A 10413-nucleotide genomic window follows, 5' to 3' on the forward strand; every position below is an offset into this window, starting at 1 on the left:
AGGGTCGACGCCATGGCACCCTTCCTCGCATACGAGGACAAAGGGATGGATATCTCCTCCCTGGCTCCCCTCGTCCTCATCCACGGCCATCCCTTCGACCTCACCATGTGGGCTCCCCAGGTGGCGGCCTTCGCTCCCGGCCGCCGCGTCATCGCCCCCGACCTGCGCGGTTACGGCGCCTCCCCCGTCACCCCCGGCATCACCCCCCTCTCCCGCTTCGCCCAGGACATCGAGGAGCTCCTGGACGACCTGAAGGTGGACACCTGCGTCCTGGCCGGTCTGTCGATGGGCGGCCAGATCGCGATGGAGTGCTACGACCGCTTCGGCGACCGCATCAGCGGCCTCGTCCTCGCCGACACCTTCGCGACCCCGGAGACACCCGCCGGCAGGACGGCCCGCAACGGGATGGCCGACCGTCTGCTGCGCGAGGGCATGCGCGGCTACGCCGACGAGGTCCTGGAGAAGATGGTCGCCCCCTACGCCGACGCCGAGATCAAGGCGCACGTCCACCGCATGATGACCGCCACCCCGCCCGAGGGCGCCGCCGCGGCCCTCCGCGGCCGCGCCGAACGCCCCGACTACCGCCCGCTCCTCACCCGCGTCACCGTCCCCACCCTGATCGTCGTCGGCGAGGACGACGAGTTCACCCCGGTGTCCGACGCCGAGGACATGCACGCCCTCCTCCCGGACTCGGTGCTGAAGGTGATCGAGGGGTCCGCGCACATGCCGAACCTGGAGCGGGCGGGAGAGTTCAACGGGGCGCTGGAGGAGTTCCTGAACCGTGTCGACAGTCGTGGACACGGTCGCCGGCACGGCTGATCGCCGCGGTGATCACAGCAGCTGATCACCGCGGCACGGCGGCCTGTCCGGCACCGGCCGCTCAGTCCGAGGTCGCCGCGGGCTTCGTGTGGAGGATCTCGCGGGCCTGGTTCGCGGCGCGGGCCATGCTCTCGGAGACGAAGTCGAGGAAGCGGGCGGTGTTCTCGAGGCGTACGCCGGCCGGGGTGTCGGAGCCGAGGACGCCGACGCCCTGCCGTGCGGTCTCGGCGACCTGGGCGGTGGACCGGACGCTGGCCATCATCGAGTCGTACATGATGTCGTCGTCGAGGAAGTAGCGCTCGCGGCGGCGTTCGTCGCGTTCCCGGCGGACGAACTCCTGGCTTTCGAGGAACGCGACCGCCTTGGAGACGGACGCCGGGCTGACCTGGAGGCGCTGGACGAGTTCGGACGCGGTGAGACTGCCCGCGTCACTGATGGTGAGGCAGGCCATCACCCGGGCCGTCATCTTGGTCATGCCCGACTGCATGAAGACGGTGGTCAACGTCTCCTCGAACTCGCGCACAGCCTCGGCGTCGCGTCCGTGGGCCTGGGGCGGCGCCTCCGCCCCCCGAGGTGCGGCCTGCCTGCGGCGGTGGGCGCGGCGTTCGGTGGCGCGGTGGGCGAGGTCGGCGCGGTAGGCGGTGGGACCGCCGTTGCGCATGACCTCGCGGGTGATGGTCGAGGTCGGGCGGTCGAGACGTCTGGCGATCTCCGCGTAGGCGAGGCCGTCGGCCAGTCCCAGCGCGATCTGCTGGCGTTCCTGCTGAGTGAGCCTGCCTCCCGGCATCGCGGCCTCCTTCGTGGTGCGTAGTGCGCCCAATATAGCGTTCACCTTCAGTCCATTGCTACGCGACCGGGCAGGGTTGTTGCGTTAGACGGCAGGATCATTGCAACAATATCTCGTCCTTCACCTGCAGTTATGCCTTTCTCGTGCAACGAGCTTATTGCCGGAACCATGAACGCAACGTAGCGTTTCCGGTGTCAGAAACAGCGACGAGCTCAGGAGCACACCATGCAGAAGTTCGACACCCCCGCCCCGGTCTCCGCCGTCCTCGACATCCCCGCGGGACGCATCCAGTTCATCGCCGCCGACCGCGCCGACACCACGGTCGACGTCCGGCCCGCCAACGCCGCCAAGAGCCGCGACGTGAAGGCGGCGGAGCAGATCGAGGTCGCGTACGGCGACGGTGTCCTGCGGGTCACGGCCCCCGAGGCGAAGAACCAGCTCTTCGGCCCCTCCGGGTCCGTCGAGGTGACCGTCCAACTGCCCGCCGGCTCCCGCGTCGAGGCGAAGGCGGGCAGCGCCGAACTCCGCGGCGTCGGCCGCCTCGGCGACGTCACCTTCGACGGCGCCTACCGCCAGATCAAGATCGACGAAGCGGCGAGCGTCCGCCTCAACGCGGTCGACGGCGACGTCGAGATCGGCCGGCTGGGCGGCTCCTCGCAGATCAGCACCGCACGGGGCGACATCCGCATCGCCGAGGCCGGGCGCGGCACGGTCGTCCTGCGCACCGAGTCCGGCGACATCTCGGTCGTCGCCGCCCGCGGAGTCTCCGCCTCCCTGGACGCCGGCACCGGCTACGGCCGGATCGACAACGCCCTCAAGAACGACGGCACCGCCGAACTCGACATCCGCGCCACCACCTCCCAGGGCGACATCACCGCCCGCAGCCTGTAAACCCGCAGTCAGCAACAGGGGGCACCTCTCATGACCGACCTGGCCATCGCGGCGAACGGGCTGCGCAAGTCCTACGGCGACAAGACCGTCCTCGACGGCGTCGACCTGGCCGTCCCGGAAGGGACGATCTTCTCCCTGCTCGGCCCGAACGGCGCCGGCAAGACCACCGCCGTCAAGATCCTCTCCACCCTCATCGGCGCCGACGCCGGCACGGTGCACGTCGGCGGCCACGACCTCGCCACCGACCCGCAGGCGGTCCGCGCCGCGATCGGCGTCACCGGGCAGTTCTCCGCCGTCGACGGCCTGATCACCGGCGAGGAGAACATGCTCCTCATGGCGGACCTGCACCACCTCTCCAAGCGCGAGGGACGGCAGGTCACCGCCGAACTGCTGGAGCGCTTCGACCTCACCGAGGCCGCGAAGAAGCCCGCCTCCACCTACTCCGGCGGCATGAAGCGCCGCCTCGACATCGCCATGACCCTGGTCGGCGACCCGCGGATCATCTTCCTCGACGAGCCGACGACCGGCCTCGACCCGCGCTCCCGGCACAACATGTGGCAGATCATCCGCGAGCTCGTCTCCGACGGCGTCACCGTCTTCCTCACCACCCAGTACCTGGAGGAGGCCGACGAGCTCGCCGACCGTATCGCCGTGCTCAACGACGGCAGGATCGCCGCCCAGGGCACCGCCGAGGAGCTGAAGCGGATCGTCCCGGGCGGACACGTCCGGGTCCGCTTCACCGACCCGGCCGCGTACCGGAGCGCCGCCTCCGCACTGGGCGAGGCCGCCCGGGACGACGAGTCCCTCGCGCTGCAGATCCCCAGCGGCGGCAGCCAGCGCGAGCTGCGCTCCGTCCTCGACCGGCTGGACTCGGCCGGCATCGAGGCGGACGAGCTGACCGTGCACACCCCCGACCTCGACGACGTGTTCTTCGCCCTGACCGGCGGCGCCGGCATCCCCGACCAGCCCAAGGAGACCGCCCGATGAGCACCCCCCTGGCTCCCGCCCGCCCGGCCCGGATCTCCCTCGCCGTGCGCGACTGCTCCACGATGCTGCGCCGCAACCTCCTGCACGCCCGGCGCTACCCCTCCCTCACCCTGAACCTGCTGCTCACCCCGATCATGCTGCTGCTGCTCTTCGTCTACGTCTTCGGGAACGCGATGAGCGGGGGCATCGGCGGCGGGGACCGCTCCGACTACATCGCCTACATCGTCCCGGGCCTGCTGCTGATGACCATCGGCTCCACCACCATCGGCACCGCCGTGTCCATCTCCAACGACATGTCCGAGGGGATCATCGCCCGCTTCCGCACCATGGCCATCCACCGTGGGTCCGTGCTCGTCGGGCACGTCGTCGGCAGCGTGCTGCAGTCGATCGCCAGCGTGCTCCTCGTGGGCGCCGTCGGCGTCGCCATCGGCTTCCGGTCCACCGACGCCACCGCCCTGGAGTGGCTGGCGGCGTTCGGACTGCTCGCGCTCTTCGCCCTGGCACTCACCTGGATCGCCGTCGGCATGGGCCTGGTCAGCCCCAACGCCGAGGCCGCCAGCAACAACGCGATGCCGCTGATCTTCCTCCCGCTCATCTCCAGCGCCTTCGTCCCGGTCGACTCCATGCCCGGCTGGTTCCAGCCGATCGCCGAGTACCAGCCGTTCACGCCCGCCATCGAGACCCTGCGCGGCCTGCTGCTCGGCACCGAGATCGGCCACAACGGATGGCTCGCCGTCGCCTGGTGCCTGGGCCTCGCGGTGCTCGGCTACCGCTGGTCGACCTCGAAGTTCGACAACGACCCGAAATAACCGCCATGACACCGCGGGCCGCCCCCGCACCCCGTCTCACCCCAGGGCGGCGTACACCGACAGCGCGTCGGCGTACGCCGCCCGTTCGTGTGCGAGGAGGCTGATCCCCTTGCCGCTTCAATCCCTTGGCGGGGTCGGCGTCCCCGCGACTACCGTCGCACCCCATGACCCGCACAACGACCCTCTGGCGCCCCACCGGCCCCGAGGAGCTGGCCCTCGTCGAGGCGTCCGGGTGGACCGCCTGGCCGCCGCGGCTGCCCGAGCAGCCGATCTTCTACCCCGTCCTGAACGAGGACTACGCGATCCGGATCGCGCGGGACTGGAACGTGCCCGCGTCCGGGGTCGGATACGTCACGCGGTTCGAGGTCGAGAGCGAGTTCCTCGAGCGGTATCCGGTGCGCCGGGCCGGCGGAGAGACCATCCTGGAGCTGTGGGTGCCGGCGGAGGAGTTGGATGAGTTCAACGCGCACATCGTCGGGCGCATCGAGGTCGTCCGGGAGTTCCGCTGAGGCACCCGTGAGGCGCCGCGGACGACGGCCGGCCGCCTGGTGCGCCGGGCTGCTGTTCACCGGGGTGAGCGTGGTCGTGGGGTGCCGGGCCGGTGACACCGACGCCTTCACGCCCGTACCGCAGCTCCTCGCCTTTCTGCCGTGGCTGCTCGTGCCGACGGGGATCGGGCTGCTGTCGTCCCTGCTGGGCCGCTGGTTGCCCGGGCTGGTGTGGGGGGTCGTGCTGCTCGGGCTGCTCGCCTGGTTCATCGAGCCGTACGGGAAGAGCAGTCGCCCCGAGGGGGCGGCGGTCGCACGGCTGCGGGTGCTGACCTCGAACGTCGAGTTCGGGCAGGCCACCGACGCGCTCATCGCCGCCGTCCGCCGCGAGAAGCCGGACCTCGTGTTCGTGGAGGAGTGCGAGTACGGCTGTCAGGCGGCGGTCACCCGGGAGCTCGGGCAGACCTATCCGCATCGGCGGGCCGTGGCGGGAGGCACCTCCGTCGGGTCCGTCGTCCTCAGCCGCTTTCCGCTCACGCCCGCCCCCGCCGTCCCCGGCCACATGGGCATGCCCGGGGCCGTCGCCGACGTCGACGGTCATGCCGTACGGCTCCAGCTCGCGCACCCCATGCCGCCGTTGCCGCGCCAGGTGGCCCTGTGGAAGCGGGAACTGGGCCGGCTGCGCGACTTCGCCGCCGCTCACCGCGACGACGGACCGCTGATCCTCGCCGGCGACTTCAACGCCTCCCAGGACCACGCGGCCTTCCGCCGCATCCTCGACACCGGGCTGCACGACGCCGCCCGCCTCGCCGGCGAACACCGCCGGCCGAGCTGGCCGGCGCGGACGGCGCCGACGCTGGGCGCCCAGATCGACCATGTCCTGGTCTCGGAGGAGTTCTCGGCGAGCCGGGCCCGCTTCCTCGACCTGCCGGACACCGACCACCGCTCCCTGGTCGTGGACGTCACGCTGCACCAGCGGGACGACAAGGGAAGGTGACAGGACGTCACGCGGCGGATGACGGACGGGCGGCGGCGAGGACGGTCATCGTCCTCGCCGCCGCCCGTCGGCCGGTGTCGGCAGTGATCGACAGGTGTCGACGGTGATCGACAGTGGTCGACGGTCAGACGCCGATGTCGTCGCCGTTCTGGCGCCACACGGCCACGACCGCCGGGCGGACGATCCGGCCCGGTCCGTCGGGCCAGGTGCTCGCCGGCTTCTCCACCGTCGCGCCGTCGATCTCACCCGGGTGCTGCACGGCGACGAGCACCCGCCGCTCCTGGATGAGCGGACCGCAGGTCTCGGCACCCTTCGGGACGGTCAGGAACTGCTTCAGCTCACCGCGCCGCTCACCGCGCGTGGCGACCCCGAAGAGGCCGTCGTGCGAGCCGAGCTGGGCGCCGTCGGTGGAGATCCACAGGTTGCCGTACGGGTCGAAGGCCACGTTGTCCGGGCAGGAGATGGGGCTGACCTTGTCCTTCGGGAAGCCCGCGAAGTAAGTGGCCGGGTCGTCGGGGTCGCCGGCGACCAGGAACAGCGACCAGGCGAACTCCGTGCTCTCCGGCCGGTTCCAGCGCTCGGTCAGCTCCAGGACGTGGCCGTGCTTGTTGGCGTTGCGCGGGTTGGCCTCGTCCGCCTTGGCGTTCGTGCCGACACCGCGGTTGGAGTTGTTGGTGAGGGCGACGTAGACCTTGCCGGTGACCGGGCTGGGCTCGATGTCCTCGGGGCGGTCCATCTTCGTCGCGCCGACCTTGTCACCGGCCAGACGCGTGAAGACGAACACCTCCTCCGCGGTCATGCCCTCGACGTGCGAGACGGCGCCCTTGGCGGTGGCGGTGGCCAGCGGGATCCACTCGCCGCTGCCGTCGAACTCGCCGTCGTTCGGCAGCTTGCCGGTGCCGTCGATCTCGATGGCCGGGGAGTCGCCGGTCAACTTGGCGACGTACAGGGTGCCCTCGTCGAGCAGGGAGAGGTTGTGCTCGCGGACCGCGCGGCCGGCGCCGTGCTTCATCCGCTTGCTGCCGACGAACTTGTAGAAGTAGTCGAAGCGCTCGTCGTCGCCGGAGTAGACGACGGGACGCCCGTCGCACGTGAGCCGGACGGTCGCGGCCTCGTGCTTGAACCGGCCGAGCGCGGTGTGCTTGCGGGGCGTGGAGGTCGGGTCGTACGGGTCGAACTCGACGACGTACCCGAAGCGGTGCACCTCGTTCGGCTCCTGGGCGACGTCGAACCGCTTGTCGAAGCGTTCCCACTTGCGCTCGGTGGCGCCGGTGCCGATGCCGTACCGCTTGTCGGTGGCGCGGCTGCTGTTGGCGAAGTACTGGTTGAAGTTCTCCTCGCCGTGGAGGGTGGTGCCCCACGGGGTCGTACCGCCCGAGCAGTTGTTCAGCGTGCCCAGGACCCTGGTCCCCGTCGGGTCGGCAGAGGTCTTCAGGAGCGCGGAGCCGGCGGCGGGGCCGGTGAGCCGGAACTCGGTGGTGGCGGTGACACGCCGGTTCAGCGGGTGCCGCGGCACGGCGACGAGCTTGCCCGTCCTGCGGTCCCCCTCCACGACGACGGCGGACAGCCCGTGCGCGGCCCAGGCGACCTCGACCTGCTGCCGGGTGGGGTTGGCGGCGTCGTAGCCGCGGAACATGAGGATCTCGTCGGTGTACTCGTGGTTGGCGACGAGCAGCTGCCGGTCGCGCTCCCCCGGGAGGGGCAGCAGCGCGAGGAAGTCGTTGTTGTACCCGAACTGGCCCGCCTGGGCGGCCGGGGTCTGGTTCTCCGGGTCGAAGGCCGGCGCACCGCGCAGGATGGGCTCACCCCAGCGGATGACGACGTTCTGCCCGTAGCCGTCCGGGACGGTCACGGCGTCGGTGGTGTTCGGAGCGACGGAGCTGTAGCGCAGTCCCCGCGCGCCCCGGCTCGGGGCCGACGGTTTCCCGTACGACGCCGCGGACGCCTCCGGGGTCGCCGCGGCGGCCGGACGCGCCCCGGCGACGTTCGCCGCACCGGCGGCGCCCGCGACGGTGACGACGGCGGCGGCGCGCATCATCGAGCGGCGGCTCAGGGCCCCCGCGATGACGTCACCCACGTACTCGTTGTCGCTGGTGTTGGGCACCTCGTGGAAGCAGGCGTCACCACACCGGAAGCGGCAGGTCATGGCGGATCGTCCGCCGGGATGCGACGGGGACGGCGTCCCGATCAGCGGCAGCAGCTTACGCACCTTTTGTTCTCCCCTTGCGTGCCCTTGGTATGAGCGTGACGGTAGGGGGACGTGAGTGCGGGTGCGCTGACGGTGGATGAACGGCAGGTGAATCCCCGGAAGCCACAAGGCTGTTGAGGAAACTGTTGCCCGGACTGCCGACGGGATCCATGATCGGGCCGGTGACGGGACCGACGACGGGGCCGGCGATCGGCCGAGACGGGGCCGGCGACGGGAACGAGGCGGTGTTGACACACCGGCCTTCCCCCCACTCACCCCTCCCCAAGATCACCACTTGGGGCCGCTAACCTTACGTGTCCGTCCTGGCCAGGGATTGACGGGCATCACCTCACGTGAAGGGTTGCGCACATGGGCATTCTCACTCTCCTGCGGAACGCGTTCGGCCGCTCACGCAAGGGGCGCACCGAGGCAGAGGGTGCGGAACGGGTTCCTTCGCAGGCAGAGGGCACGACCGAGGCACCCGCACCGACGCCCACGCCGACGACCCCGGAGCCCAAGCCCGAGCCCACGGCCCAGGTCCCCGAGCCCCGCACCTCCCCCAGCGAACACGAACTGGTCGCAGCAGCCTTCAACAACGTGACAGTCCCGAAGCCGACGAAGCCGACGGAGTCGGCCACGCCGGAGGCGGAGGCCGAGCCTCAGGTGGAGTCGATGGCCGAGGAAGCCGCGCCGGAAGCCGAGGCCAAGGTGGAGTCGGTGACTGCGGAAGCGGCGCCGGAGTCCGAGCCTGTGGCGGAGACGGTGGCCGAGGAGACCACGCCCGCCACGGAGCCCGAGGCGAAGGCTGAGGAGACGCCCGCCACGGAGCCCGAGGCGGAGGCGGTGACCGAGGAAGCCGCGCCCGCCGCCGAGCCCGAGGTGACCGCCGAGGAGCCGGCCTCCGAGCCTGAGGCCGAGGCGGAGACGGTGACCGGGGAAACCTCGGCCGACGCCGAGCCCGAGGCGGAGACGGTGGCTGAGGAGACCACGCCCGCCACGGAGTCCGAGCCCGAGACCGAGGTGGCCGCCGAGGAGCCGGAGGCCAAGGCGGAGGCGGTGACCGAGGAGGCCACTGCGGAGACCGAGGCCGAGACGAAGCCGGCCGCCGAAGAGGCAGCCCCCGAGGCGGAGCAGCCGGTCGCTGAAGTGCCCGCGCCGGAAGCCGAGTCCGAGACCAAGTCGGCCGAAGAGGCGGCCCCGGAGTCCGACGTCGAGCCGTCCACCGAAGAGACCACGGCGGACGCCGAGCCCGAGGTGGAGCCGACCGCCGAAGAAACGGCCGCCGAGGCCGAGCCGGTCGCCGAGGCACCGGCCTCCGAGCCCCAGCCCGAGGCTGAGCCCGTCGCGGAGGAGTCGGCACCGGAGGCCGACTCCGTGCCGGACGCGGAGCCCGAGCCCACCGCAGCGGCACAGGAGCCCGCGGAGGAGCCGCAGCCGGAGGAGCCGACGCAGCCCGAGGAGCCGGCGCAGCCCGAGGAGCCGGCGGACGCCGAGGAGTCCGCGCAGCCCACCGACACGGCGGACGCCGAGGAGCCGGCGGACGCTGCCGCCCCCGCCGCCCCGGCAGAACCGGCCGCCACGGCGGAGCCGACGGTCACGGCGGAGCCGAGCGAGCCCGCGGTCGCCGATGGCGAGGACGCCCCGCAGGGGCCACCCGCACCCGACAACGAAACCCGCACGGGCGGTGCGGGTGGGGACGATCCGGCCGAAGGCGAAGCCGAGGCCGGCAGCGGGGGCGGCGGCGACGCCCAGCCCTCGCAGAGCCCCGCGACCCCGGCCCACCTGGCCACCGCCTACAAGGCAGCCGCCTCCACCCTCACCAAGCTGAACCTCACGGACGCCGGCGCGAGCGTGTACCTCGTGCTCGACCGCTCCGCGTCCATGCGCCCGTACTACAAGGACGGCTCCGTCCAGGCCCTCGCCGACCAGACCCTGGCCCTCGCCGCTCACCTGGCCCCGGAGCCCAAGGTCCACGTCGTCTTCTTCTCCACGGAGGTCGACGGCACCGCCGACCTCACCCTCGCCGACCCCGAGGACAAGATCGACGACCTGCACGCGGGGCTCGGCCGCATGGGCCGTACCAGCTACCACGCCGCCGTCGAGGCCGTCGTGAGCCACCACGAGAAGCACCGGGACTCGGACCGGTCCCCCGCGCTCGTGATCTTCCAGACGGACGGCGCCCCGGACGCCAAGACCCCCGCCACCCAGTCCCTCACCGACGCCGCGAAGAACCACCCCACCCTGTTCTTCTCCTTCGTCGCCTTCGGTGAGCACGACAACAAGGCCTTCGACTACCTCCGCAAACTGAAGACCGACAACACGGCCTTCTTCCACGCGGGCCCCACCCCCCGCGAACTCACCGACCAGGAGCTCTACGAGGGCGTACTGGCGGCCTGGCGCCCGTAACCACCCGCAGGGCACCCCGACGGGGGGTGGACGGGACCGGC

The 10413-nt window shown here is 71.6% G+C and carries 9 protein-coding genes; 7 read left to right on the forward strand and 2 right to left on the reverse strand.

Going from position 1 to position 10413, the window contains the following annotated elements; translation table 11 throughout:
• The first annotated feature begins 12 nt into the window (after positions 1–12).
• Positions 13–819, forward strand: coding sequence for an alpha/beta fold hydrolase (locus ACPT94_RS21110; protein ID WP_425246534.1), 807 nt, complete (start codon positions 13–15; stop codon positions 817–819).
• A 61-nt stretch (positions 820–880) separates the two neighbouring features.
• Here ACPT94_RS21110 and ACPT94_RS21115 read toward each other — a convergent pair whose 3' ends face one another.
• Positions 881–1606, reverse strand: coding sequence for a helix-turn-helix domain-containing protein (locus tag ACPT94_RS21115; RefSeq protein ID WP_360351473.1), 726 nt, complete (start codon positions 1604–1606; stop codon positions 881–883).
• A 225-nt stretch (positions 1607–1831) separates the two neighbouring features.
• Between ACPT94_RS21115 and ACPT94_RS21120 the strand changes: the two genes are divergently transcribed.
• The 5 genes from ACPT94_RS21120 to ACPT94_RS21140 all read left to right on the forward strand — a co-directional run bounded on the left by ACPT94_RS21120 (position 1832) and on the right by ACPT94_RS21140 (position 5778).
• Complete coding sequence (locus ACPT94_RS21120; protein ID WP_360351470.1) at positions 1832–2497, forward strand: DUF4097 family beta strand repeat-containing protein; 666 nt, start codon at positions 1832–1834, stop codon at positions 2495–2497.
• A gap of 30 nt (positions 2498–2527) precedes the next feature.
• On the forward strand, positions 2528–3484 hold the full coding sequence (locus tag ACPT94_RS21125) for an ATP-binding cassette domain-containing protein (RefSeq protein WP_425246535.1): 957 nt from the start codon (positions 2528–2530) through the stop codon (positions 3482–3484).
• Positions 3481–4293 (forward strand): ABC transporter permease, encoded by an 813-nt coding sequence (locus ACPT94_RS21130; RefSeq protein WP_360351464.1) that lies wholly within the window; start codon positions 3481–3483, stop codon positions 4291–4293. Before ACPT94_RS21125 ends, ACPT94_RS21130 begins: the two co-directional genes overlap by 4 nt.
• A gap of 164 nt (positions 4294–4457) precedes the next feature.
• Positions 4458–4802, forward strand: a complete 345-nt coding sequence (locus tag ACPT94_RS21135) for a hypothetical protein (protein WP_360351462.1) — start codon at positions 4458–4460, stop codon at positions 4800–4802.
• The gene (locus tag ACPT94_RS21140; protein WP_425246536.1) at positions 4747–5778 is read left to right on the forward strand and encodes an endonuclease/exonuclease/phosphatase family protein; all 1032 of its coding nucleotides are present in this window, start codon (positions 4747–4749) and stop codon (positions 5776–5778) included. The genes ACPT94_RS21135 and ACPT94_RS21140 overlap by 56 nt, the downstream gene beginning before the upstream one ends.
• 124 nt (positions 5779–5902) lie before the next feature.
• Here the strand turns inward: ACPT94_RS21140 and ACPT94_RS21145 are convergent, their stop codons facing one another.
• Positions 5903–7987: a PhoX family protein gene (locus ACPT94_RS21145; RefSeq protein ID WP_425246537.1), complete on the reverse strand. Its 2085-nt coding sequence runs from the start codon at positions 7985–7987 to the stop codon at positions 5903–5905.
• 348 nt (positions 7988–8335) lie between these two features.
• Here ACPT94_RS21145 and ACPT94_RS21150 point away from each other — a divergent pair, with 348 nt between their 5' ends.
• Positions 8336–10372 carry a VWA domain-containing protein gene (locus tag ACPT94_RS21150; RefSeq protein ID WP_425246538.1) on the forward strand — a complete coding sequence of 679 codons (2037 nt, stop codon included), beginning with the start codon at positions 8336–8338 and terminating at the stop codon, positions 10370–10372.
• Positions 10373–10413: the final 41 nt, after the last annotated feature.

It is taken from the genome of Streptomyces aurantiaciflavus, from assembly GCF_049808595.1.
Lineage (GTDB): Bacteria > Actinomycetota > Actinomycetes > Streptomycetales > Streptomycetaceae > Streptomyces.